Below are 23745 nucleotides of genomic sequence, written 5' to 3'. Positions count from 1 at the left end.
ATTGGTGGTCAACATGTTTCGCGTGCTGGCGGCGCGCATGGCGGTCCTGGCGACCGACGAGTCGGGCATGTCGACGGTGGAGTACGCCATCGGGACGATCGCGGCGGCCGCGTTCGGTGCGATCCTGTACACCGTCGTCACCGGCGATTCCATCGTGTCGGCGCTGACCAAGATCATCGGCCGGGCGCTCAGCACCAAGGTCTAGCCGGGTGTGCCGGTGCGAGCACCGTCGAGGCGGCCTTGGCGATCGCCTCGCTGGTCGCGGTGCTGGTGTTGTGCCTGGCGGGCGTCTCCGCCGTTTCGATGCAGGTGCGCTGTGTCGACGCGGCCCGCGAGGCGGCGCGGCTGGCCGCGCGCGGTGACGACCGCACGGCGGTCGACACCGCCCGGCGCATCGCGCCGGCCGCCTCGCGGGTCCAGGTGCGGCGAGACGGCGATTTTCTGGTCGCCACGGTCGTCGCTCACTCGAAGCTGCTGCCCGGCCTGGACATCGCCGCCCAGGCCGTCGCGGTGGCCGAGCCGCGGTGACGACCGCGGCTCGGCCACCATCCTCGCGGCCGCGATGGTGGCGGTGCTGCTGTGTGTCGCGGGCGCCGGCGCATACGTCGGCGCGGCGGTGGTGGCCCGTCACCGCGCGCAGGCCGCGGCCGATCTCGCGGCGCTGGCCGCCGCGGCGCGGTTGCCGTCGGGGGTTTCGGCCGCCTGCGCGCGGGCGACGGCGGTGGCCCGCGAAATGCGGGTCGACGGTGTGCAATGCGAGGCCGACGACCTCGACGTCGTCGTCACCGTGCGGGTGATCGCCATCGCCGGCACGGCGCGGGCGGCCGCGCGGGCCGGGCCGGTGTCGGACGGTTAGGCCCCGGGCAGCCCGGCGGCGGCGAGTTCCTCGTCGGAGGGCAGCCGCAGTGAAACCAGCCCGGCGAAGGTATCGGGCTCGAGCTCCACCCGGTTGACGGTGACGTGCACCGGCACCCAATCGACGTCCTGACCCCGCATCCGCAGCACGCGGCTGGTCGGGCCCGCGGCGAATTCCTTGGTCATGGCGGACATCACGGGTTGATCGTCGGGATGAACCTTGGGCCTGTCAGTGTTGTCGCCCCGCCAGTCGTAGAAGGTGCAGGGCTCGTCGAGCCACTTCAGCAGCGTCCAGTTGTGCGGGTCGACGAGCGCGCGGTGGACCCCGGCCTGCGCCAGCCCGTTGAGGATCCGCTGCGCCAGGTCACTCATGGACATCACCGGGCCCTTGAGTTCGGCGCGCCAGTTCATCGACCGCGCGACCAGATGCTCACGACCGCCCGAACCCGGCTCCAAAGCGGTGCGCACCACGAAACCTATCCGAATGGGATCGCCCCGCCAATCGGTGAGATCCCATGTGCTGCACAGCGTCTGACCCGGCTGCGCCCGCACCGCCATGGCAAGCACCTTGGTTTCGTTAGGGTTGAGTTCCCGCGACGGGAGGTCTTCGGCGAAGGCCCTGCCTAAGGTGACCTCGACGTCGGGGTTCTTGCCGCTGTTGGCCAACGACTCCCTGGTGTCGGTCGCCACGCCGAGGGTCAGGTCCCACTTCAGCGGACCCGGGGTCGGCCGCTCGGGCGGCTCGATGTCGGCGGGACCGGTCCACACGTGCACACCGTGGACGCGGCCATCGGACATCAGCACCGGTTCCGTGCGGATGATCCGATCGGCCTTGGGGGTGATGCTGGTGAGGCTCTGACCGGTCTGCACCGACTCCGTTATCGCCGTTCGAACCGCGGCGAGGGCGGGGCTGCGACGCAGGAACGTCGTGATCGGGACGAGGTTTTTGAGTTGCCGCCCCTGCGCCACCACGGCGGGTTCGTCCCCCAGCGTCTCCACGAGCAACCAGTCGTGGGCCATGCGCCCAAGTTTACGGCGGTGCGCAGGGTCCAGCGGGGGCCGAGCCGCGGGACGGCGAGTTTGCAAATCCGACCGCGGCCTTGGTAGCTTCACCTGCGCTCGCCCAGTCGGGATTGGGCGAAAACGATGTCCAGGCATGCGCTGCGCTGTGTAATGGCGGTAGGCATTTCTTCAGCAAGAAGGAAATGTGCCCTCGGCGCGGCCGTCAGGATGCCATCCGTGGAGGTCGACCGTTTTGAGGGGTCGGTCGCCCGTCCGCGGATCGCCCAGCGTGACGCTCAGGCCAATTCCGCCAGCACTAGGCGCAGCACCTGGACGGCACCCGCCTTGTCCAGCGGGTCGTTGCCGTTGCCGCACTTGGGGGACTGCACGCATGACGGGCATCCCGCCGCGCACTCACACGCCTCGATCGCGGCGGCGGTAGCGCCCAGCCACGTCCTGGCCCGGCGGAAGCCGCGTTCGGCGAATCCCGCCCCGCCCGGATATCCGTCATAGACGAACACGCTGGGCAGCCCGAGCGGATCGGGGCCGACCGCCGTGGACATGCCGCCGATGTCGCCGCGGTCGCAGCTGGCCACCAGGGGCAGCAGCCCGATCGCCGCATGCTCGGCCGCGTGCAACGATCCGGGAATCCGCGGCGCGTCGATACCGTTGCGATCCAAGGCATCCGGCGTGATGGTGTACATCGCCGCGACGGTCTCCAGCGTGTGCTCCGGCATGTCCAGCTCGACGAAGTCGATGACCTCCCCGGAAAGCCGGCGGCGCAGGTAACCCACGACCCGGTGGGTGACCCTGACCGGCACCAAACCCAAAGCGACACAACCGAAGTCGAGCCGCTCCCCGCCGCCGGTGACGACGATGTCGGTGAGTTCGCGCGCGAACGTCGCATAGCCGGGGTCCTCGGCGTGCACGAACGCGATGCCGTCCTCGGTGTCCAGCGAGTCGACGACGAAGCTGTCGCCCTGGTGCAGGTACACCGCCCCCGGGTGCACCGAAGCCGGCGCCTGGCCCACCCCGACGCTGCCCAGCAGCCGCCCCGTGTCGGCCTCCACGATCACGATCTGCCCACCCGCGGAGCCCCGGATGTCCACCGCGCCATGGGGTTCCAGCCCGGGCACCGGGAAGTACTTGCCGTTGCGCCGGCGCAGCAGCCCGTCGTCGACCAGGCCCTCGGCCACCTCGGTGGCGCCGAAATCGGAGACCTCGGCGTCGTCGAGCGGCAGTTCGGTTGCCGCACAAAGGAGTTGGGGCCCGACAATGTAGGGATTGGCCGGATCGATCACCACGCGCTCGACCGGCTTGTCCAGCAGCGCGGCCGGGTTGTGGACCAGGTAGGTGTCCAGCGGATCGTCGCGGGCGATCAACACCACCAGCGCACCCTGGCCGCGCCGGCCCGACCGGCCGGCCTGCTGCCAGAACGAGGCCACCGTCCCGGGAAAACCGGCGAGCACCACCGCGTCCAGACCGGCGATGTCGACGCCCAGCTCCAACGCGTTGGTGGTGGCCAGGCCCCGCAGCCGGCCCTCGGCCAGGGCGCGCTCCAGCGCGTTGCGGTCCTCGGCGAGGTAACCGGCCCGATACGACGCCACGGTGGGGGACAGTTCCGGGGCGATGTCGTCCAGTCGCCCCCGGGCGCCCAGCGCCGTCAGCTCCGCGGCGCGGCGCGACCGCACGAACGTCAGGGTCTGGGCGCCCTCGGCGATCAGGTCGGCCATCACGCGGGCGGCCTCGGCCCCGGCGGAGCGGCGCACCGGCGCGCCGTTCTCTCCGGTCAGGTCGGCGCGCAGCGCGGGCTCCCACAGCGCCACCGTGCGCGCCCCCTGGGGCGAACCGTCCTCGGTCACCTCCTCGACGGGACGGCCGATGAGCTCGGCGGCCGTCGCCCCCGGCGAGTCCGTCGTCGCGCTGGCGAAGACCACGGTCGGCGCCGACGAGTAGCGCTCGCACAGCCGCAGCAGCCGGCGCAGCACCATGGCCACGTTCGAGCCGAAAACACCGCGGTAATAGTGACATTCGTCGACGACGACGAAGCGAAGGCCGCGCAGCAGGACGGCCCAGCGGGCGTGGTTGCGCAATATCGACAGGTGGATCATGTCGGGGTTGGAGAACAGCCACCGCGACCGCTCGCGGGCGAAGCGGCGCACCTCGGCGGGGCTGTCGCCGTCGTAGGCGGTGGGGGCGACCGCAAAACCAACGTCGCGCAGCCGCGGGATGGCCGCGGTCAGGGCGTGCGCGGCGCGCAACTGGTCGTGGCCCAGCGCCTTGGTCGGCGACAGGTAGAGCACCCGGGCCCGCGGGTCGGTCGCCAGCGCGTTGAGGACGGGAAGCTGATAGGCCAGCGACTTGCCCGACGCCGTGCCGGTGCTGACCACCACGTGACGCCCGGAGTGGGCCAGTTCCGCGGCGCGCACCTGGTGTGACCAGGGGGAATCGACGCCGCGCTCGGCGAACGCGCGCACCACGTCGGGCTCGGCCCACTCCGGCCAGTCGCGCGCCTTTCCGCCCCGCGCGGGCAGCTCCGCGACGTGCCGCAGCGGGCGCTCGCCCGCCGCGGTGCCGGCCAGCGCCGCGGCCAGCAGCTCGGCGCCGAAACTCGCCACGTCATGCCCTCCGAGGATCGCTACGCGACACAAGTCTGTCGCCGACGCGACGAACATGGTTGACTGATTGCGGTCGCAGCTTCTGTGCTTGTGTCAAACTTTCGCAGGATCGACGTTGCGGCCGCGGTTCCTGCGAGGTTAATCGGTCGGGTGAAGTTCCGGCGACTGAGCTAGGTATGGCGGTCGTTACCAGGCCCGGGGCACCGAAGGGCGGTGCACCGCACCCAGAAGAAAAGGAAAGATCGAGAGATGCCACAGGGAACTGTGAAGTGGTTCAACGCGGAAAAGGGCTTCGGGTTCATTGCGCCCGAAGATGGTTCCGCAGATGTTTTTGTCCACTACACGGAGATCCAGGGAACGGGCTTCCGCACCCTTGAAGAAAACCAGAAGGTCGAGTTCGAGATCGGCCACAGCCCTAAGGGCCCCCAGGCCACCGGAGTCCGCTCGGTATAGATCGGTATAGATAAGAGAGCAGATTCTCCACGGAACCCCCCGTAAGTCCCGCTTAGCGGGCCACGCGGGGGGTTTTCGTTGTCCGCCCGGCCGCCGGCCACATGCCCGGCGCACCGTCAACCTCAACCCGTGGACCGGCGACCTGGCCTACTGTCGTTGGCGTGAGCCAGCTTTCCTTCTTCACAGCGGAGTCGGTGCCGCCCGCGGTCGCCGATCTCTCCGGGGTGCTGGCAGCCTCCGGCCAGATCGTGATGGTCGGCGCCCCCTCCCACGGCGGCGTCCAGGGCGCGCGGCTCTCGGTGGTCGTGGATCGGCTCTGGCGCGCCACGGCGCTGGCCGAGATGATCCGGGAGGCGGGCCTGGTCCCCGAGATCGGCCGCACCGACGAGGACACCCCGCTGGTGCGCACGTCCGTCAACCCCTCGTTGACGTCCATGGCCGCCGATTGGACGCGGGGCGCGGTCAAGACGGTGCCGCCGCGCTGGCTGCCCGGACCGCGCGAGCTGCGGGCATGGACCCTGGCGGCCGGCTCGCCGGAGGGCGACCACTATCTGCTCGGCCTCGATCCGCACGCGCCGGACACGCATTCGCCGCTCGCGTCGGCGTTGATGCGGGTCGGGATCGCACCCACCCTGATCGGCACCCGCCGCGGCCGGCCCGCGCTGCGGATCAGCGGCCGCCGCCGGCTGTCGCGGCTGGTAGAAAACGTGGGGGAACCCCCCGACGACGCCGAGGCGTTGTCGCAGTGGCCCCGGGTTTAGCCGTTTGATTCGGCCCGCCTATCGGGGAGTCGGTTTGCATCGGCCCACCCAAGGGTGCGAAATTGTCAGGTGCCCGAAGGCCAAGGAACGCTGGCGTATCTGAATTTCCCCGGAATTTCGGAAGCTCGCCTGTCATTCTTCCTGCAGGGCGGTCTCGAATGAGGCCGGGACAAGAGATGGAGCGTAAGCGGAGTTGGCTGAGGCAGAAGACCACGGCACCAGCGGCAATGGCAGCCGCCGGCGACTCGTCATCGTCGAGTCGCCGACCAAGGCGCGCAAGCTGGCCGGCTACCTGGGCTCCAGGTACATCGTGGAGTCCTCGCGCGGCCACATCCGCGACCTGCCCCGGGCCGCCGCCGACGTCCCCGCCAAGTACAAGTCCGAGCCGTGGGCGCGGCTCGGGGTCAACGTCGACGCCGACTTCGAACCGCTCTACATCATCAGCCCGGAGAAGAAGAGCACCGTCTCCGAGCTGAAGGGCCTGCTCAAGGACGTCGACGAGCTCTATCTGGCCACGGATGGCGACCGCGAGGGCGAGGCCATCGCCTGGCACCTGCTGGAAACCCTCAAGCCCCGCATCCCGGTCAAGCGGATGGTGTTCCACGAGATCACCGAGCCGGCCATCCTGGAGGCCGCCGAAAACCCCCGCGACCTGGACACCGACCTGGTCGACGCGCAGGAGACCCGCCGCATCCTGGACCGGCTGTACGGCTACGAGGTCAGCCCCGTGCTGTGGAAGAAGGTCGCGCCCAAGCTGTCGGCGGGCCGGGTCCAGTCGGTGGCCACCCGCATCATCGTCCAGCGCGAGCGCGACCGGATGGCGTTCCGCAGCGCTGCGTACTGGGACGTCATCGCCAAGCTGGACGCCAGCGTGTCCGACCCGCAGGCCCAGCCGCCCACCTTCATCGCCCGGCTGACGAGCGTCGACGGCCAGCGCGTGGCCACCGGCCGCGACTTCGACTCGCTGGGCCAGCTGCGCAAGGCCGACGAGGTCACCGTGCTGGACGAGGCCGCGGCGACCGCGCTGGCCGCCGGGCTGCGGGGCGGACAGCTCACGGTGGCGTCGGTCGAGGAAAAGCCCTACACGCGGCGCCCGTATCCGCCGTTCATGACGTCCACGCTGCAGCAGGAGGCCGGCCGCAAGTTGCGGTTCTCCGCGGAGCGCACGATGAGCATCGCCCAGCGGCTCTACGAAAACGGCTACATCACTTATATGCGCACCGACTCGACGACGCTGTCGGAGTCGGCGATCAACGCGGCACGCACCCAGGCCCGCCAGCTCTACGGCGAGGAGTACGTCTCCCCGTCGCCGCGCCAATACACCCGCAAGGTGAAGAACGCGCAGGAGGCGCACGAGGGGATCCGGCCCGCCGGGGAGACGTTCGCCACCCCCGACGCGGTGCGCCGCGAACTCAACGGCGACGACTTCCGGCTCTACGAGCTGATCTGGCAGCGCACGGTGGCCTCGCAGATGGCCGACGCGCGCGGCACCACGCTGAGCCTGCGCATCGCGGGCCGCTCCGGGGAACGGGACGTCACCTTCTCCGCGACCGGGCGCACCATCACCTTCGCCGGCTTCCTCAAGGCCTACGTGGAAACCGTGGACGAGCTGGCCGGCGGCGAGGCCGACGACGCCGAGCGGCGGCTGCCGCACCTCACCGAGGGGCAGCGGCTGGACGCCCTGGAGCTCACCCCCGACGGCCACGCCACCAACCCACCGGCGCGCTACACCGAGGCGTCGCTGGTCAAGGCGCTCGAGGAGCTGGGCATCGGCCGCCCGTCGACGTACTCGTCGATCATCAAGACCATCCAGGACCGCGGCTATGTGCACAAGAAGGGCAGCGCCCTGGTGCCGTCGTGGGTTGCGTTCGCCGTCACCGGCCTGCTGGAGCAACACTTCGGCCGGCTCGTCGACTACGGCTTCACCGCGGCGATGGAGGACGAGCTCGACGAGATCGCCAACGGCAACGAGCAGCGCACCACCTGGCTGAACCACTTCTACTTCGGCGGCGACCACGGCGTGCCGGAGTCGATAGCCCGCTCCGGTGGCCTCAAGAAGCTCGTCGGCGTCAACCTGGAAGGCATCGACGCTCGAGAAGTCAACTCCATCAAGCTGTTTGACGACGCGCAGGGCCGCCCGGTCTACGTCCGGGTCGGAAAGAACGGGCCCTACCTGGAGCGCACGATAACCGGCGACGACGGCGAGCCCACTCCGCAGCGGGCCAACCTGAGCGACTCGTTGACGCCCGACGAGCTGACGCTGGAGGTCGCCGAGGAGCTGTTCGCCACCCCGCAGGAGGGGCGCGTGCTGGGGATGGACCCGGAAACCGGCCACGAGATCGTCGCCAAGGACGGCCGCTACGGGCCGTACGTGACCGAGATCCTGCCGCAGCCGGAGCCCGCCGCCGACGCGAACGGCGAGGCGCCGAAGAAGGGCAAGAAGGTCGCCGGGCCCAAACCCCGGACGGGTTCGCTGCTGCGCAGCATGGACCTGCAGACGGTCACGCTGGAGGACGCGCTGAAGCTGCTGTCGCTGCCCCGCGTCGTCGGCGTGGACCCCGAGACGGGCGAGGAGATCACCGCACAGAACGGGCGCTATGGCCCATACCTGAAGCGCGGCAGCGATTCCCGGTCGCTGACGAGCGAGGAGCAGCTGTTCAGCATCACGCTGGACGAGGCGCTGAAGATCTACTCCGAGCCGAAACGCTCCGGGCGGCAAAGCGCTTCGGCGCCGCCGCTGCGCGAGCTGGGGACCGACCCCGCGTCGGGCAAGCCAATGGTGGTCAAGGACGGCCGATTCGGGCCCTACGTCACCGACGGCGAGACCAACGCCAGCCTGCGCAAGGGCGACGACGTCATGTCGATCACCGACGAGCGCGCGGCCGAGCTGCTGGCCGACCGGCGGGCCCGGGGCCCGGCCAAGCGGCCCGCCAGAAAAACGTCGCGGGCACGAAAGTCGCCGGGCCGCAAGGCCGCCCGGCGCAGCTAGCCCGGCGGAGCTAGCCGGGCGGCTCACATGATTTCGCTGGACACCTCTTCGGCCGCGCGCTGGGGGGTCTCCTCCGCCGGCGCGGCCAGCTGCTGCGGCCGGGCCAGCTGAGTCGGCGCGGCGCGGCCGCGCAGCTCGACGACCTCGCCGACGTCCCAGCACAGGGCCTCGGCGTCCAGGGCGCCGCTGACCGCGATCGCCGACGCCAGCACGTGCCCGGCCTCGAGCTTGGCCAGCTCGGTGAGCCGGGCGGCCTCGTTGACCGGGTCGCCGATCACCGTGTACTCGAAACGGGCCTGCGCGCCGATGTGGCCGGCGATCGCGCGGCCGGCCGACACCCCGATGCCGAACTCCGCGGAACCGATCACCGGGAGGAGTTCGTCGTGCAGCTCGCGGGCGGCCGCCAGCGCGCCGCCGGACGCGTCGGGGTGCTCGATCGGCGCGCCGAAGATCGCCAGCGCGGCGTCGCCCTGGAACTTGTTGACGAACCCGCCGTGCCGACCGACGGTGTCCACCACCACCCGGAAGAACTCGTTGAGCAGGTGGACCACCTCGGCGGGCGGGCGCGTTGCGGCCAGCTGGGTGGAGCCGACCAGGTCCACGAACAGCACCGCGACGTCGCGCTCCTGCCCGCCCAGCTCGGTGCCGCGCTCCAGGGCCCGGCGGGCCACGTCCTCGCCGACGTAGCGGCCGAACAGGTCGCGCAGCCGCTGCCGCTCGGACAGGTCGCGCACCATGTCGTTGAAACCGGCCTGCAGCAGGCCCAATTCGCTGGCGTCGTAGATCTGCATGTGCGCGTTGTAGTTGCCGCGCTGCACCTCGCTCAGCGCCCAGCGGAGCTGGCGCAGCGGGTCGGCGATCGACATCGCCACCAGCAGGGTGCTGACCAGGCCGACGCCCAGCGCCGCCAGCGCCAGCAACAGGATCGGGTTGAACAGGCTCTCCGGCGCGGCGTGCAGCAGCGAGACCTTGTCGGCCACCACGGCGAGGACGATCGCCAGCAGCGGCACCGCGGTGGACAGCATCCACGTCAGGATCTGCCGCAGGATGACGCCGGGGGCCTTGACGTTCTCCGGCACCCCGCTGCGCAGGGCGGCGACGGCCACCGGCCGCAGCACCCGCTCGGACTGCAGGTAGCCGATGATCGCGGTGGCCGCCGCGCCCAGCGCCGTCGCGACCGCCACCACGGGCGCGGCGTAGCGGGCCACCGACCAGCTGGCGACGATGAACACCACGCTGCCGATGCACCAATAAACGATCGTGCTCAGCGTGCGGTAGTAGGGCATGCGCAGCGCACGGCTGCGGGCCAGCTCGGTGGCGGCCGGATCGGCCTCGGCGAGCATGTTGTCGCGGCGCTGCCAGCGGAAGACCGGCATCAGCAGCCGCAGGTTGACCACGACACCGACGAGGAACAACACCACCAACGTGCTCGCGAAGATCGCCAGGTTGACCGGCGGCAGGTCCTGCAGTTGAACGCGATCCTGCGGCGGCAGGCCATACCGCAGGAAGCCCAACACGAACAGCGACCCGATGATGTCGGCCTGCAACATGCTCAACGCGAACAGCGGCCACGGGGTGCGCACCACCCACCGGACGAACGCGCTGATCCGCCCGGGCAGTGCTGCCGCGGTTGCCACGAAACCACCGTATCGGTCGGCACGGACTTGTTGGAAACCTAAAAGCCGCCCGGCAAGTCGGCCGGTCCTGGCCAAACGCCGCGAAAGATAACGGAATTGTCGCGGTATGGTCGCCGATCGGTCTCCGTCGGCCGGTGTCGTTACTGTTGCCAGTGATGTCCGGGGTATTTGCGCGGCTGGTGGGCCAGGAAGCGGTGGAGGCAGCGCTGCTCGCCGCCGCCCGGGCCGCGCGCGGTGAGCTGGACCACAGCCGCTCCGACGACGGGACTATGACACACGCGTGGCTGATCACCGGGCCACCGGGTTCGGGGCGGTCGGTCGCGGCGCTGTGTTTCGCCGCCGCGCTGCAGTGCACCTCCGATGGTGAGCCCGGTTGCGGCGCCTGCCGGGCTTGCACGACGACGATGGCCGGCACCCACGCCGACGTGCGGCGGGTGATCCCCGAGGGCCTGTCCATCGGCGTGGACGAGATGCGCGCCATCGTGCAGATCGCGTCGCGCCGCCCCACCACCGGCCACCGGCAGATCGTCATCATCGAGGACGCCGACCGGCTGACCGAGGGCGCGGCGAACGCGCTGCTGAAGGTCGTCGAGGAGCCGCCGCCGTCGACGGTGTTCCTGCTGTGCGCGCCGTCGGTGGATCCCGAGGACATCGCGGTCACGCTGCGGTCCCGGTGCCGGCACGTCGCGCTGGTGACGCCGTCGACCGAGGCGATCGCGCGGGTGCTGGTCGAGCGCGACGGCCTGGACCCCGACACGGCGAACTGGGCGGCGGCGGTCAGCGGCGGCCACGTGGGACGGGCGCGGCGGCTGGCCACCGATCCCGAGGCCCGGCAGCGACGGGAGCGGGCGCTCGGCCTGGTGCGCGACGCCGTGAACCCGTCGCGGGCCTACGAGGCCGCCGAGGAGCTGGTGGCCGCGGCCGAAACCGAGGCCGTCGTGCTGACCGCCGATCGCGCCGAGGCCGAGACCGAGGAGCTGCGGACCGCGTTGGGGGCCGGCGGCTCGGGCAAGGGCACCGCGTCGACGATGCGCGGGGCCACCGGGGCGCTCAAGGATCTCGAGCGGCGGCAGAAGTCGCGGCAGACCCGGGCGTCCCGCGATGCGCTGGACCGGGCGCTGATCGACCTGGCGACCTATTTCCGCGACGCGCTGGTGGTCTCGGCCCTGCGGGGACAGGCCGGCGCCGTGCCGGCCAACCATCCCGACATGGCCGAGCGGGTGGCCGCGCTGGCCGCCCACGCCGCGCCCGAGCGGCTGCTGCGTTGCATCGAGGCCGTGCTGGAATGCCGTGAGGCGCTGGCGGTCAACGTCAAACCCAAGTTCGCCGTCGACGCCATGGTCGCCACCATCGGCCAGGAGCTGCGCGATTGATTTCTCGCGAGTTGGGTGCGCCCGCCCGCCTGCCGTAGACTCGTGCCGCCCGTCAGGGCACGCCACCTTAGCTCAGTCGGTAGAGCGGCTCACTCGTAATGAGCAGGTCAACGGTTCGATTCCGTTAGGTGGCTCCGATTACGAGAGCGGAAGCTCGCCTTGATGGCTGGGGCAGTAAACGTCCACCGACGCGGTGACGAATCTGACCGCGGTCCTTCTAGCGCGCGCGGCCAAAGCGCGTAAGGACGGATTGTCGTCATACGCCTTGTTCATCACATCTGTCACCACGGCGTCGGCCGGGGTGCCGCTGTCGAGCTGGCCACAAATTTCATGGGCGTGGTAGACGAGCCCCGGCACGTTGTCGATGGCGGGAATCTGCAGTTGTTGCAGCCTCGCCAGGAACTGATCCTGCTGAGTGTCGGCGCCTGCCCCACCAGCGCAAACAATTGCGGCCGTCAGCGCCGCCGAGCCACCGAGCAGAGCGGCTGCGAGGCGGATGCTCCCGGTGCGCACGGCAGGATTTCCATTTCTTTAACAGTGGCGGCGTCTGGCGCCTGCAATGATGGAGATCGTAACTGCTTGTGGGCGTGCATCACCACTGGACTTTCGGGCCGCGGCGCGACGGGCATGCACGTATGCGGTGATCACCGCCCTGATAGGCGCCGCTGCGTGGGCTCATGGCGCGGCGAACGATTTGCGGCCGCTACCAACGACATTCAATGCGACCGGGCCTGCCCCGGTGGGGGAGATTACGCCTGATCCACAGATCCCGGCGCCGACGGTAGAGCAGATCGCGCCGCCGGTCGCGGCACCGCCACCTCGCGCACAACAGCCGCTGTCCCCGCGACAGCCGGCGGCACCCGCGCCACAACCCGAGGCACCCGCGCCGCAACCCGAGGCACCCGCGCCGCAACCCGAGGCACCCCCACCGCAGCCTCCGCCGCCTTCCCCGCCGCCCCCGCGGGGCCATGTCCAGCTCGCACCGTGAGCCAAGAACGCTGTAAGTTATTGCGGCACAACATGACTCTCATGCCGGCGCGACGAAACCCACCGGTCCCGACGCGATGCACAGCGAGAGCGCGGTGGTGTTGGCGCGCACGGTGATCGCGTCGCCGGCGCCCGGCAGCCGGGCGAAGACGCGGTTGAGCCCCGGATGCACCGGAACCTTGACGTCGGGCCCCTGCGTGAGCGACAGCGTCATCGACCCGTCGCTGTTGGCCAGGTAGTTCAGCTCGACCGTCCAGTCGGCGGGCAGCAGCGGCCCGTCGAGGATCAGGCGCGCCGGCCGGTCGGGCTGCGCGAAATAGCCGCACCGCGGCATCGGCCCGACCACGATGGTCCGCACCCAGGTCACCCGCGCGCCGATCAGCCGGCCCGAGCTGTCCAGCATGCGCAATTGCGTTGTCGCCGAGGCGAATTCGGGCCGGTCGCGCAACAGCGCGAACATGTGGCTGGCCAGGTTCTCCGGCGCGGCGACGCGTTGCAGCACCAGCGGATCGACCTCCTGGTCCAGCAGCGGCGCGTCGGAGGCCGCGCGCGCGGCGGCCAGGCCGGCCCGGGCGTTTTGCAGGTACGGCTGGGCGGGGTTGTCGCGCCAGCTGGTCAGAAACGTCGCCGTCGAGTACAGGCTGCTGGTCACGAACAGCCCCGCCAAACTCGTCACCGCGACCGCGCGCGGCCGCGACGCGTCCAGCCACCGCGGCGCGCGCCCGGTCCGGTTCGGGGCGCACAATGCGACCGCGGCCAGCAGCGCCAGCACGACGACGAGATCCGGCAGGTACCGCAGGGTCTGGGCGAGCTCCAGCGCGGTCTGCCGCGACGACCGCATCAGGTAGATCGGTATCTGGCAGGCGACGGCGTAACCCGCGGCGGTCAACCACACCGGCCCGACGCGCTGCTTGCGCAGCAGCGACACCGCGAGCAGCCCGGCCAGCACCAGCCAGCCCAGCGCCATCACCAGCGGCGGCGGCGTGGCCCACGGCGAGGCCGGGGCCCAGCGGTCCCAGTGCCACGGCCCGCCGGCCAGCCCCGGCACGATTCCGTGCGTGACCGATCGGGACAGCAGGTCCCCCGTCATCGCGAGGTCGGAACTCCAGCGGCGCTGGTTGACCACCGCCAGATACAGCGCGACCCAGCCGAGGGTCAGGATCAGCGACGGAACCCACAACCGCAGCCCGGCCCGCCACACCGTGCGCACCGCCGCCGGATCGCCCCGCACATGGCACAGCAGGGCGGCCACCGCGAACGCCACGAACGGGATCACCGCGGACTTCTCGAAGAACAGCAGCCCGCCGAGGTAGACCAGCGCGCCGGTCACCGCGTAGCGCGGGCTGCCGGTGCGGACCAGCAGGATCGCGTCGGCGCACACCCAGGCCAGCGCCGCCAGCATCGGCAGCGAGTTCAGCGCCGCCGCCCACCACGCGAACCCGGGCAGGCCCAGCGGCGTGAACAGCGCGAAGGTCAGCGGGATCAGCAGCACCCGGCGCGGGCCGAGGATGACGTACAGCGCGCGCAACAGGGCCAGCGACGCCAGCAGCTGCAGCACCACCAGGCTGATCGCCGGCCACGTCCAGTCCAGCGGCGCCAGCCGGGTGATCGCGCCGCCGAGCAGGAAGGCGGCCGGCATGACGTGGCCGTCGTGATCGTCGAACAGGTACGACGGCGACAGCAGATTGTGGGTGCCCGCCTTCCCGACGAGAATCAGGTCGTCCCAATAGAAGTAGCCGCCGAACGCCAGCACGCCGCGGACCGCCAGCTGCACCGCGATCAGCGCGGCCGCCGCCACCCATATGTATGGTGGGCCGGTGCGCGCACTGGTTACCGGGGCAGCCGGATTCATCGGCTCGACGCTAGTCGACCGTCTGCTGGCCGACGGCCACGCGGTGGTGGGGCTGGACAACTTCGCCACCGGCCGCGCGACCAACCTCGAGCACCTCGCCGACAACCCGTCGCACCAGTTCGTCGAGGCGGACATCGTGACCGCCGACCTGAACGCCATCCTCGACGAGCACCGGCCCGAGGTGGTGTTCCACCTGGCGGCGCAGATCGACGTGCGGCACTCGGTGGCCGACCCGCAGTTCGACTGCTCGGTCAACGTCGTCGGCACGGTGCGGCTGGCCGAGGCGGCACGGCGCAGCGGGGTGCGCAAGATCGTGCACACCTCGTCGGGGGGATCCATCTACGGCACCCCGACGCAGTACCCCACCCGCGAGACGGTGCCCACCGATCCGGCGTCGCCCTACGCCGCGGGCAAGGTGGCCGGGGAGATCTACCTGAACACCTTTCGCCATCTCTACGGCCTGGATTGCTCGCACATCGCGCCCGCCAACGTCTACGGCCCGCGGCAGGACCCGCACGGCGAGGCGGGCGTGGTGGCGATCTTCGCGCAGGCGCTGCTGTCGGGCAAGCCCACCAGGGTGTTCGGCGACGGCGGCAAGACCCGCGACTACGTGTTCGTCGACGACGTGGTGGACGCCTTCGTCAAGGCCGCCGGCGACGCGGGCGGCGGGCAGCGCTTCAACATCGGCACCGGCATCGAAACCTCGGACCGCCAACTGCATTCGGCGGTGGCCGCCGCCGTCGGGGGGCCCGACGACCCGGAGTTCGTCCCGGATCGCCTGGGCGACCTGAGGCGGTCCTGCCTCGACATCGGTTTGGCCGAAAGGGTTTTGGGCTGGCGCCCGCGGGTGCGGCTGGACGACGGCATCCGTCGCACGGTCGACTACTTCCGGCACGCGCACACGGGCTAGCCGGCTAACCCTCCTCGGGTGCCTGCGCCCCCTGCAGCGCCATTGCCCGGGCCAGCCGCGCATAGCGCAACTCCAAATCCTTGAACCGCATGTAGGTGCTCAGCGTGGTGAAGCTGAAGGCCATGATCAGCGCGTAGAGCATCAGGTCGGTGCCGCGGCGCACCCCGAACCAGTGCGCGACCACGGTGGTGTCGTCGGGCCGCAGCACCGCGTAGATGCCGCCGAGCACGAACAGGATGTAGCCGACCTTGACCCACGCCCGGGATCGCGCGTTGCGCCGCGACCGCAGCAGGTAGACCAGCAGCGCGACGATCGAGGAGATCAGCAGCACCTGAATCCAGTTCATCGTTCGGTCCCTTTCATCTCGGAATCCTGCCCCGCAACAACCCGTCGAAGATGATGTTGACGCCGTTGAGCAGCGGCTGCCCCTTCGACTTCGAGTATTCGGTGTAGAGCACCTCGACCGGCACTTCGGCCACGCGCCAATGGTTTTCGGCGATCAGCATGACGAACTCGTTGGCATGGCTCATGCCGCTCATGGTGAGGTTCAGCCCGTCGGCCACCTTCTTGTTGAACACCCGCAGCCCGTTGTTGGTGTCGGTCAGGCCGAGGCGGCGACCGCGTCGGCTCAGCCGCGCCGCGGTGCGCAGCACGATCCGCTTGACGAGCGGCGGCCGGCTGCCGTGCGGCGCGGCGAACCGCGTCCCGATGACGACGTCGACGTCGCCGGCGCACAGCCGCTCGACCATCGCCGCCACATCCTTGACGCGATGCTGGCCGTCGGCGTCGAACGTGGCGAAAACCCGTGCGCCGGGCTGCTTGCGCGCGTACTCGACGCCGGTCTGGATGGCCGCCCCCTGCCCCAGGTTGATCGGATGGCGTACCAGATGCGCCCCCGCCCGCCGCGCGATCTCGCCGGTGCCGTCGGTGCTGCCGTCGTCCACGCACACGACGTGGTCGAAGACCGAGCGCACATCGGCTATCACCTCACCGATGACGGCGGCCTCGTTGAAGGCGGGGATGACGATCCAGACGCCGGGGTAATGCTTTTCAGTAACCATCTAGGCTCACCAGGCTAGCCAGGATCAGCCGGTTGAGCGCCCGGCGCGCCCCAGCGCCACCAGATGGACGCCGATTCCCACCAGCGGGCCACACAGCAGGCCGACCACGGTGCGGGTCTGAAGCGGCAGCGGCAACGCCAGCAGCAGTCCCGCCGCCACCGTCGCGCCGACCCAGCCCAGCGAGTACGCCCGATGCAGCGCCGCGGCCACGGTGGCCGCGCCGGTGAGCGTGAGCATCGCGATCGCCACGGCGGCCCCGGTCAGCCACGCCAGCAGCGCGCCGCCGGCGTCGTACTGCGGCCCGAACGCCACCCGCAGCAGCCACGGGCCCACGACACCCGCGGCCAGCACCCCGACCGCGCCGATGCCCCCGACGATCGCCGCCGGCGCCACCAGCGCCCGCAGCCGGTCGGTGCGCTCGTCGACGAAATGGGCGATGAGGTTGCCCTGCATCGCGGTCAGCGGCACCAGCAGCGGCGCCCGGGTCAGCGTCACCGCCAGGATGATCACTCCGCCTTGCGCCCCAAGCTGATTCGAGGTCAGCTTCAGCAGCACCGGGAAACCCATCACCAGGATCGCGCTGGCGCCGGCCGCGGTGATCGAATGGGCGGCGCCCCGCAGGAACGTCGCGGTGCTGCCGGGCGTCATCATGCGCGCCGTCGCGCGCGCGGCGGGCGACGCCACCAGCATGATCAGCCACGCCACCGCGCCGGCGACGGTGGCCCACAGGAATCCGCGCAGCCCCCACCCGACCACGAACGCCGCCGCGGCGACCGCGACCCGGATGACCGCGTCGGTCACCATCAGCGCCCCGTAGTGGGTCCACTGGTCGGTGCCGGCCAGCATGCCCAGCAGGGTGGCGTGCAGGCAGAAACAGGCCAGCCCGACGCTCAGCAGCAGCACCGACAACCAGCGCGCCTCGACGAACACGCGACCACCCCACAGCGGCGAGCTGCCCGCGATCACGACGGCGGCCCCCAGCCCGACCAGCGCGGCGACGCGCACCGGATGGATGCGCGCCCCGCCGTCACCGGGCAGCACGTCGACGTAGCGCGTCGAGCGGATCTCCCGGGTGGTCTCCTGCAGCAGGCCGCTGGTGGCGCCGGACACCAGCCCGAACGCCCCCCAGAACACCCCGAAGACCGAGAAACCGCTCGGAGCCAGGTCACGAGCGGCCAGGTAGACCACCGCGTAGCCGCACAACGCGGTCACCACGGTGGCGGCGCCGACCCGGGCCACGCTGCCACGCGCGATCGGTCCGGCCCCGGTGGAGGCTTGGGTACCGCCGACCTCGGGCATCGCCACAATCTGAAAATAGTAAGTGCGTCGATGCCGCCGGGCGGCGGCGGCGTTGCGCTTCGCTAAGGTGGGCGCCTGTCAGGAAGGACCCATGGCCGCCTTTCGCATCTTCGGCTTCTCGGTGTTGCTGACCGCGGCGGCCCTTGCGCTCGGGTACGCGCACGGCGGGCCGAACGCGCTGTTCCTGTTGCTGGTCCTGGCGATGCTCGAGGTGTCGCTGTCGTTCGACAACGCGATCATCAACGCCGCGGTCCTCAAGCGGATGAGCTCGTTTTGGCGGCAGATGTTCCTGACGCTGGGCATCCTGATCGCCGTCTTCGGCATGCGCCTGGTCTTCCCGCTGCTCATCGTCTGGGCGACCGCGCGCATCGACCCGGTGCGGGCGATGGAGCTGGCGCTTCATCCGCCGCCGCACGGCGCGCTGGAGTTTCCCGACGGCTCGCCCAGCTACGAGAAGCTGATCATCTCGGCCCACCCGCAGATCGCGGCCTTCGGTGGGACGTTCCTGCTGATGCTGTTTCTGGATTTCGTCTTTCACGATCGAGACATCAAGTGGCTCAAGTGGATCGAGGTCCCGTTCGCCCGCATCGGGCGGCTCGGGCAGGTGTCGGTGGTGGTGACCGGCGTCGCGCTGGTCCTCGTCGGCACGCTGCTGACCCACTCCGCCGACGAGCGCGCGACGGTGCTGACGGCCGGGCTGCTGGGCCTGGTCACCTATCTCGTCGTCAACGGTTTGAGCCGGGCGTTCCGGCCGTCGCGCATCGACGCCATCGACACCGCGCCGGGCACGGCGACCGGCAGGGCCGGGCTGATGCTGTTCCTGTACCTGGAGGTGCTCGACGCGGCGTTCTCCTTCGACGGCGTCACCGGCGCGTTCGCCATCACGTCGGACCCGATCGTGATCGCGCTCGGCCTCGGGGTGGTGGGCTCGATGTTCGTCCGGTCCATCACCATCTACCTGGTCCACCAGGAGACGCTGGACCGCTACGTCTACCTGGAACACGGCGCGCACTGGGCGATCGGCGCGCTGGCCGTGATCATGCTGTTTTCCATCGAGCCGCGCTTTCAGATCCCCGAGGTCTTCACCGCGTCGGTGGGCGTGGTCTTCATCGGCGCGGCCCTGGGGTGGAGCATGCTGCGCAACCGGCGCGCCGCCAGGGCCTGAACGCCTGATCGGCAGAAGCGGCTGAGCGATCAGGCCTCGATCTGCCCGGCGACCCGGCTCTCGATGGCGGCCCGCGCCGGGGCCGGCAGCACGATCAGGCCGTCGAGCTCCTTGCTCGCCCGCGCGTAGGCGTTCTGCCGCTCCTCACGCGTGGCACCCTCGTCCTGCGCCAGGTCCAGCAGGTGCTGGGCGCGCGCCAGCCGTTGCTGTTCGTCCTCGGAGAAGTCGCTGCGGCGGCGGCGGATCGCCTCGGCCTCGGCGATCTCGAACGCGCTGATGTACTCGTGCACCGCGTCGCGGTATTCCAGCTGCGCGTCCCGATCGCCGACCAGGTCCTCGGGCCGTTCCGGCCGCAGCAGGTCCGCGCGCCGCTTGGCCTTGTGGAACGCGATCGTCAGCGGGGCCCGCATGTCGGTCATCATCGGGAAGTCGAGAAGTTTGGCGACGTCGACCTCGTATTCCAGCCACCGCGCGTCGGTACGGTCATGTGCCGCAATGACTTTGGCGAGCTCGCGGCGGTAGCTTTCCGCGTTGTTGCGTGACCGGCCGGACGCCTCGGCCGCCGCGATCTTGGCCTGCTGCTTGAGCCGGTACCGCTCCAGCCGGCGATCGGCGCGGCGCTCGCTGGCGGCGGCGATCGCCCGCAGGCCCCCGCCGATCGCGCCGCCCAGCGGGAAGACCAGCCACCAGAAGTTCGCGGCGAAATGCAGAACCGGCGTCACATGGCCAGGATGCCACCGCGAACGGGCGCCGTGCGGTTCGGTGCGCCTCGGTGCCCCTTAGTGATCGGAGGCCTTGAACCGCTCCACCGAGCGCTGCACCTCGGCCTCCGCCTCGGCGCGGCCGACCCAGTTGGCCGTCTTGACGAACTTGCCCGGCTCGAGCGCCTTGTACTGCGAGAAGAAGTGCTTGATCACGTCCAGTTCGAAGGACGGAACGTCCCCGATGTCCTGGATCTGATCCCACCGGTGGTCGCCGGCCGGAACGCACAGCACCTTGTCGTCGCCGCCGGCCTCGTCGGTCATCTGGAACATTCCGACCGGACGCGCCTCCACCGTCACGCCCGGGAACAGCGGCTCCGGCAGCAGCACCATCGCGTCCAGCGGGTCGCCGTCCTCGCCGAGGGTGTCCTCGATGAAGCCGTAATCGGTCGGGTAGGCCATCGACGTGTAGAGGTAGCGGTCCAGACGCACCCGGCCCGTCTCGTGGTCGACCTCGTACTTGTTGCGCTGGCCCTTCGGGATCTCGATGATCACGTCGAATTGCACCGTCTCGGCTCCTTGCGTCTGGGTAGGTCAGTGCGTTGCGGATCCACCCTAGTCGAGCGGATTGCGGCCGATTCGGCAGAATGGGACCAGACAGTCAGGAGAGTGATGGGTCCTACTCGCTGGCGGAAATCCACCCCCGTGCTCGTTGGGTTGGCCGTGCTGGCGTTCGTTGCCGCCGTGGTGGCGGCGGCGACGTTCTTCACCACGGGTGGGCACGGCAGCAGCGGCGCCCGGGTGCCCGTGCCGCCCCCGCGGCCGCCGATCGTCAAGCCGGGAATGGTCCCGGTCAGCGACACCGCCGAAACGCCCAGCCCCCCCGGGGTGGCGGCGGCGCTGGCGCCGGTCGCGGCCGACCCCAACCTGGGCAGGCTGGGCGGCCGCATCACCGATGCCATGACCGGCAAGGAGCTGTGGCAGGTGGCCGACGACGTGCCGCTGGTGCCGGCGTCGACCAACAAGATCCTCACGGCCGCCGCGGCGCTGCTGACGCTGGATCGTCAGGCCCGGATCAGCACCCGGGTGGTCGCCGGCGGCCCGAACGCGCAGGGACCCATCGTGCTGGTGGGCGCCGGGGACCCGACGCTGTCGGCGGCGCCGCCGGACGTCCCCACCTGGTACCGCGGCTCGCCGCGCATCGCCGACCTCGTCGAGCAGGTCCGTCGCAGCGGCGTGACGCCGACGGCCGTGCAGGTGGACAACTCGGCGTTCACCGGACCGACGATGGCGCAGGGCTGGGATCCCGCGGACGTCGACAACGGTGACATCGCGCCCATCGAGTCGGTGATGATCGACGCCGGGCGCATCCAGCCCAGCACGGTCAATTCCCGGCGATCGCGGACCCCGGCGCTGGACGCCGGGCGGGAGCTGGCCAAGGCCCTCGGCCTGGATCCCGGCGCGGTGACGACGGGCTCGGCGCCGTCCGGGGCGCGGCAGCTGGCCGTGGTGCAGTCCGCGCCGCTGATCGAGCGGCTGTCGTTGATGATGGACCACTCCGACAACGTGCTGGCCGAATGCATCGGCCGCGAGGTGGCGGCCGCGATCAATCGGCCGCGCAGCTTCGCCGGCGCGGTCGACGCGATCACCAACCGGTTGAGCACCGCCCACATCGACACCACCGGCGCCGCCCTGATGGACGCCAGCGGGCTTTCGGTCGACGACCGGTTGACCGCCAAGACGCTCGACGGCACCGTGCAGGCGGCCGCGGGCCCGGACCAGCCGGCGCTGCGGGCGCTGCTGGACCTGCTTCCCATCGCCGGCGGCAGCGGCACGCTGGCCGACCGCTTCCTCGACACGGCCACCAACCAGGGCCCGGCCGGCTGGCTGCGGGCCAAGACCGGCTCGCTGACCGCCATCAACGCCCTGGCCGGGGTGCTCACCGACCGCAGCGGCCGGGTGCTCACCTTCGCGTTCCTGTCCAACAACGCCGGCCCCAACGGCCGCAACGTGATGGACGCGCTGGCCGGCAAGCTGTGGACCTGCGGGTGCGCATGAGCCCACCGTCTGAGTTGACGCTCGGGACCGCCGTCGACTGGCGGTTCGCCGCCACCGTGGGCGTCCGGCTGGCCCGGCCGGGCCCGCCGTCCAGCGAATACACCCGCCGCCAGGCGATCGACGAGCTCACCGGCGCGGCCGCCAAAGCCGAACCGCCGGTGCGCGACGTCACCGGCCTGGTCACCGACGGCGTGGTGCCGGCGGCGCGCATCGTCGACCGCCCGGAGTGGGTGCGGGCGGCGGCCGAGTCGATGCGGGTGATGACGAACGGGAGCGAGCAGCCGCGGGGGTTTCTCACCGGCCGGATCACCGGGGCGCAGACGGGCGCGGTGCTGGCGTTCGTGTCGTCCGGGATCCTCGGCCAGTACGACCCGTTCGCGGCCGCCAAGCAGGGCGGCCTGCTGCTGGTGTACCCGAACGTCATCGCCGTCGAGCGCCAGCTGCAGGTCGAGCCCTCCGACTTCCGGCTGTGGGTGTGCCTGCACGAGGTGACCCACCGGGTGCAGTTCACCGCCAACCCGTGGCTGGCCGAATACATGACGCGGGCGCTGGCGCTGCTGACCCGGGACCCCGGCGAGGACATCGGGCAGGTGGCCGGCCGGCTCGCCGACTTCGTCCGCAACCGGGCCGCCGGGGATCCCGACCCGAACTCGTCGGGCATCCTCGGCCTGGTGCGCGCCGTCCAGTCCGAGGCGCAGCGCCAGGCCCTGGACCAGCTGCTGGTGCTCGGCACCCTGCTGGAGGGCCACGCCGAACACGTCATGGACGCCGTCGGACCGATGGTGGTGCCGTCGGTGGCCACCATCCGCCGCCGGTTCGACGAGCGTCGCCGTCGCAGGCAACCGCCGTTGCAGCGGCTGCTGCGCGCCCTGCTGGGCATCGACGCCAAACTCAGCCAGTACGCGCGCGGCAAGGCGTTCGTCGACCATGTGGTGGGAGCGGTGGGAATGGACCGGTTCAACGCCGTCTGGTCGGGCCCCGACACGCTGCCGCTGCCCGCCGAAGTCGAAGATCCCCAGCGATGGATCGACAGGGTGCTGTAGGGCAGCTGCGCGCTGCCGTCGAGGCGTTCGCCAAGACCCATCCGGTCACCGGGGACGAATGGGGCGTGGCGCTGTCCGGCGGTCCGGACTCACTGGCGCTGACCGCCGTCGCGGCCCGGCTGCGGCCCACCACCGCGCTGGTGGTGGACCACGGCCTGCAGCCCGATTCGGCCGCCGTCGCCGAAACCGCGCGGGCGCAGGCGGTTTCGCTGGGATGCGTTGACGCACAGGTGATTTGCGTGCGCGTGGGCAACGACGGCGGTCCCGAGGCGGCGGCGCGCGCCGCCCGTTACGCCGCGCTGGCCGCCTACCGCGAGGGGCCGGTGCTGTTGGCCCACACGCTCGACGACCAGGCCGAGACGGTGCTGCTGGGCCTTGGCCGCGGATCGGGGCCGCGCTCGATCGCCGGCATGCGTCCCTACGATCCGCCGTGGTGCCGGCCGCTGCTGGGGGTGCGGCGCGCCGTGACGCACGCCGCCTGCGCGGAGCTGGGCCTGACCGCGTGGCAGGATCCGCACAACAGCGACCGGCGCTTCACCCGGACCCGGCTGCGCGTGGAGGTGCTGCCGCTGCTGGAGGACGTGCTGGGCGGCGGGGTGGCCGAGGCGCTGGCCCGCACCGCGACGGCGCTGCGCGCGGACACCGACCTGATCGATGCCCTTGCCGCGCAGGCGCTGCCCGGGGTGAGGGTGGGCGCCGGGCTGCAGGCCGCGGCGCTGGCCGCGCTGCCGGACCCGGTTCGCCGCCGGGTGATCCGGGGCTGGCTGCTGGCCGGCGGCGCAACGGGGCTCACGGACAAGCAGATCCGCGGCGTGGACGCCCTCGTCACCGCCTGGCGGGGGCAGGGCGGGGTGGCGGTCGGGTCCCCGTCGCGCGGTGAGCGGTTGTTCGCGGGACGGCACGACGGCGTCCTGACGTTGCGCCGCGAGCCTGTGTAAAACGGGGGCTTGCGTTGGTTGTTCGCCCGCCGGCGTGGCACGC

General features: G+C 71.0%; 22 protein-coding genes and 1 tRNA gene. 13 read left to right on the top strand and 10 right to left on the bottom strand.

Features of this window, described 5'->3' with window-relative positions; translation table 11 throughout:
* The first annotated feature begins 13 nt into the window (after nucleotides 1-13).
* Genes AC5Y6X_RS05030 through AC5Y6X_RS05020 form a run of 3 tightly spaced genes read left to right on the top strand, consistent with a single transcriptional unit; the run spans nucleotide 14 to nucleotide 856 of the window.
* Nucleotides 14-205, top strand: a complete 192-nt coding sequence (locus AC5Y6X_RS05030) for a DUF4244 domain-containing protein (RefSeq protein ID WP_324679765.1) — start codon at nucleotides 14-16, stop codon at nucleotides 203-205.
* A gap of 35 nt (nucleotides 206-240) precedes the next feature.
* Nucleotides 241-528 (top strand): TadE family type IV pilus minor pilin, encoded by a 288-nt coding sequence (locus AC5Y6X_RS05025; RefSeq protein WP_499984961.1) that lies wholly within the window; start codon nucleotides 241-243, stop codon nucleotides 526-528.
* 34 nt (nucleotides 529-562) lie between these two features.
* Nucleotides 563-856 carry an Rv3654c family TadE-like protein gene (locus AC5Y6X_RS05020; protein WP_499984959.1) on the top strand — a complete coding sequence of 98 codons (294 nt, stop codon included), beginning with the start codon at nucleotides 563-565 and terminating at the stop codon, nucleotides 854-856.
* Here AC5Y6X_RS05020 and AC5Y6X_RS05015 read toward each other — a convergent pair.
* Together AC5Y6X_RS05015 and AC5Y6X_RS05010 are read right to left on the bottom strand one after the other, a co-directional pair.
* Nucleotides 853-1875, bottom strand: coding sequence for a PAS domain-containing protein (locus AC5Y6X_RS05015; RefSeq protein WP_499984958.1), 1023 nt, complete (start codon nucleotides 1873-1875; stop codon nucleotides 853-855). The genes AC5Y6X_RS05020 and AC5Y6X_RS05015 overlap by 4 nt on opposite strands.
* 278 nt (nucleotides 1876-2153) lie before the next feature.
* A complete protein-coding gene (locus tag AC5Y6X_RS05010) occupies nucleotides 2154-4475 on the bottom strand; it encodes a DEAD/DEAH box helicase (RefSeq protein WP_499984957.1) in 2322 nt (773 codons plus the stop codon).
* Between the two features lie 249 nt (nucleotides 4476-4724).
* Between AC5Y6X_RS05010 and cspA the strand changes: the two genes are divergently transcribed.
* From cspA to topA, 3 genes are all read left to right on the top strand, one after another.
* Entirely contained in the window at nucleotides 4725-4928 is a 204-nt protein-coding gene (cspA, locus tag AC5Y6X_RS05005) for a cold shock protein CspA (RefSeq protein ID WP_036363014.1), read from the top strand.
* A 161-nt stretch (nucleotides 4929-5089) separates the two neighbouring features.
* Nucleotides 5090-5689: a hypothetical protein gene (locus AC5Y6X_RS05000; protein WP_499984955.1), complete on the top strand. Its 600-nt coding sequence runs from the start codon at nucleotides 5090-5092 to the stop codon at nucleotides 5687-5689.
* 193 nt (nucleotides 5690-5882) lie between these two features.
* Nucleotides 5883-8678 (top strand): type I DNA topoisomerase, encoded by a 2796-nt coding sequence (gene topA, locus AC5Y6X_RS04995; RefSeq protein ID WP_499984953.1) that lies wholly within the window; start codon nucleotides 5883-5885, stop codon nucleotides 8676-8678.
* Nucleotides 8679-8701: 23 nt separating this feature from the next.
* Here topA and AC5Y6X_RS04990 read toward each other — a convergent pair whose 3' ends face one another.
* Nucleotides 8702-10390: an adenylate/guanylate cyclase domain-containing protein gene (locus AC5Y6X_RS04990; RefSeq protein ID WP_324679447.1), complete on the bottom strand. Its 1689-nt coding sequence runs from the start codon at nucleotides 10388-10390 to the stop codon at nucleotides 8702-8704.
* An 80-nt stretch (nucleotides 10391-10470) separates the two neighbouring features.
* Between AC5Y6X_RS04990 and AC5Y6X_RS04985 the strand changes: the two genes are divergently transcribed.
* Nucleotides 10471-11688 (top strand): DNA polymerase III subunit delta', encoded by a 1218-nt coding sequence (locus AC5Y6X_RS04985; protein WP_499984951.1) that lies wholly within the window; start codon nucleotides 10471-10473, stop codon nucleotides 11686-11688.
* Nucleotides 11689-11749: 61 nt separating this feature from the next.
* Nucleotides 11750-11822, top strand: a tRNA-Thr gene (locus tag AC5Y6X_RS04980).
* A 4-nt stretch (nucleotides 11823-11826) separates the two neighbouring features.
* On the opposite strand, the gene AC5Y6X_RS04975 is transcribed toward AC5Y6X_RS04980, so the two are convergent.
* Entirely contained in the window at nucleotides 11827-12201 is a 375-nt protein-coding gene (locus AC5Y6X_RS04975; RefSeq protein WP_499984949.1) for a DUF732 domain-containing protein, read from the bottom strand.
* Nucleotides 12202-12715: 514 nt separating this feature from the next.
* A complete protein-coding gene (locus AC5Y6X_RS04970) occupies nucleotides 12716-14527 on the bottom strand; it encodes a hypothetical protein (protein WP_499984947.1) in 1812 nt (603 codons plus the stop codon).
* Between AC5Y6X_RS04970 and AC5Y6X_RS04965 the strand changes: the two genes are divergently transcribed.
* A complete protein-coding gene (locus AC5Y6X_RS04965) occupies nucleotides 14493-15437 on the top strand; it encodes an NAD-dependent epimerase/dehydratase family protein (RefSeq protein ID WP_499984945.1) in 945 nt (314 codons plus the stop codon). The genes AC5Y6X_RS04970 and AC5Y6X_RS04965 overlap by 35 nt on opposite strands.
* A gap of 4 nt (nucleotides 15438-15441) precedes the next feature.
* Here the strand turns inward: AC5Y6X_RS04965 and AC5Y6X_RS04960 are convergent, their stop codons facing one another.
* Genes AC5Y6X_RS04960 through AC5Y6X_RS04950 form a run of 3 tightly spaced genes read right to left on the bottom strand, consistent with a single transcriptional unit; the run spans nucleotide 15442 to nucleotide 17797 of the window.
* Nucleotides 15442-15783, bottom strand: coding sequence for a DUF2304 domain-containing protein (locus AC5Y6X_RS04960; RefSeq protein WP_324679440.1), 342 nt, complete (start codon nucleotides 15781-15783; stop codon nucleotides 15442-15444).
* 13 nt (nucleotides 15784-15796) lie between these two features.
* Nucleotides 15797-16498, bottom strand: coding sequence for a polyprenyl-phospho-N-acetylgalactosaminyl synthase PpgS (gene ppgS / locus AC5Y6X_RS04955; RefSeq protein WP_499984942.1), 702 nt, complete (start codon nucleotides 16496-16498; stop codon nucleotides 15797-15799).
* Between the two features lie 24 nt (nucleotides 16499-16522).
* A complete protein-coding gene (locus AC5Y6X_RS04950) occupies nucleotides 16523-17797 on the bottom strand; it encodes a polysaccharide biosynthesis protein (RefSeq protein ID WP_499984940.1) in 1275 nt (424 codons plus the stop codon).
* A 91-nt stretch (nucleotides 17798-17888) separates the two neighbouring features.
* Between AC5Y6X_RS04950 and AC5Y6X_RS04945 the strand changes: the two genes are divergently transcribed.
* A complete protein-coding gene (locus AC5Y6X_RS04945; RefSeq protein WP_499984938.1) occupies nucleotides 17889-18962 on the top strand; it encodes a DUF475 domain-containing protein in 1074 nt (357 codons plus the stop codon).
* A gap of 29 nt (nucleotides 18963-18991) precedes the next feature.
* Here AC5Y6X_RS04945 and AC5Y6X_RS04940 read toward each other — a convergent pair whose 3' ends face one another.
* A complete protein-coding gene (locus AC5Y6X_RS04940) occupies nucleotides 18992-19684 on the bottom strand; it encodes a hypothetical protein (RefSeq protein WP_499984936.1) in 693 nt (230 codons plus the stop codon).
* A 57-nt stretch (nucleotides 19685-19741) separates the two neighbouring features.
* On the bottom strand, nucleotides 19742-20230 hold the full coding sequence (locus AC5Y6X_RS04935; protein ID WP_499984934.1) for an inorganic diphosphatase: 489 nt from the start codon (nucleotides 20228-20230) through the stop codon (nucleotides 19742-19744).
* Nucleotides 20231-20335: 105 nt separating this feature from the next.
* Between AC5Y6X_RS04935 and dacB the strand changes: the two genes are divergently transcribed.
* Genes dacB through tilS form a run of 3 tightly spaced genes read left to right on the top strand, consistent with a single transcriptional unit; the run spans nucleotide 20336 to nucleotide 23702 of the window.
* Nucleotides 20336-21721, top strand: coding sequence for a D-alanyl-D-alanine carboxypeptidase/D-alanyl-D-alanine endopeptidase (gene dacB / locus AC5Y6X_RS04930; RefSeq protein ID WP_324679429.1), 1386 nt, complete (start codon nucleotides 20336-20338; stop codon nucleotides 21719-21721).
* Entirely contained in the window at nucleotides 21718-22764 is a 1047-nt protein-coding gene (locus tag AC5Y6X_RS04925; protein ID WP_499984931.1) for a zinc-dependent metalloprotease, read from the top strand. The genes dacB and AC5Y6X_RS04925 overlap by 4 nt, the downstream gene beginning before the upstream one ends.
* Nucleotides 22743-23702, top strand: a complete 960-nt coding sequence (gene tilS, locus AC5Y6X_RS04920; protein ID WP_499984930.1) for a tRNA lysidine(34) synthetase TilS — start codon at nucleotides 22743-22745, stop codon at nucleotides 23700-23702. Before AC5Y6X_RS04925 ends, tilS begins: the two co-directional genes overlap by 22 nt.
* Nucleotides 23703-23745: the final 43 nt, after the last annotated feature.

Source organism: Mycobacterium sp. NGS26 (assembly GCF_059813025.1).
The sequence above is the reverse complement of the archived record's forward strand: the minus strand, read 5'-3'. Positions and strand labels throughout refer to the sequence as shown.